This window comes from Halomonas sp. ALS9 (assembly GCF_001651035.1).
In the GTDB taxonomy this organism is placed as follows: domain Bacteria; phylum Pseudomonadota; class Gammaproteobacteria; order Pseudomonadales; family Halomonadaceae; genus Vreelandella.
This window is the reverse complement of record NZ_LXRG01000138.1, coordinates 1-249: the sequence shown is the minus strand read 5'-3', so window position 1 is coordinate 249 and position 249 is coordinate 1. Positions and strand designations below refer to the sequence as shown.

1 protein-coding gene is annotated in these 249 nt (G+C 61.4%); it reads right to left on the bottom strand.

Annotation, left to right across the window (positions count from 1 at the left end; genetic code table 11):
- The coding region (locus tag A6R74_RS10495; RefSeq protein ID WP_131798069.1) for a hypothetical protein at positions 1-249 on the bottom strand (249 nt) is incomplete at both ends.

The window sequence follows — 249 nt, the reverse complement described above, 5'->3', positions numbered from 1 at the left end:
GAGACCTTGCGGAAGCACTCGTCCTGGGGCATACCTACAGGAATGCCGGACCCGGGCAGGAAAAGCTCGCCCAGGCGCACATCGACGCTGCAGCGCTCGGCGATCATCACGCTGTTTTCCAGCGCTTCGGGAATATCGGCGAACAGTGCCGCCATCTCGTCGGGGCTTTTTAGGTACTGCTCTTCGGTATAGCGGCGCTCACGGCGAGGGTCATCCAGCGCTTTGCATTCGCCAATGACCACGCGGGTT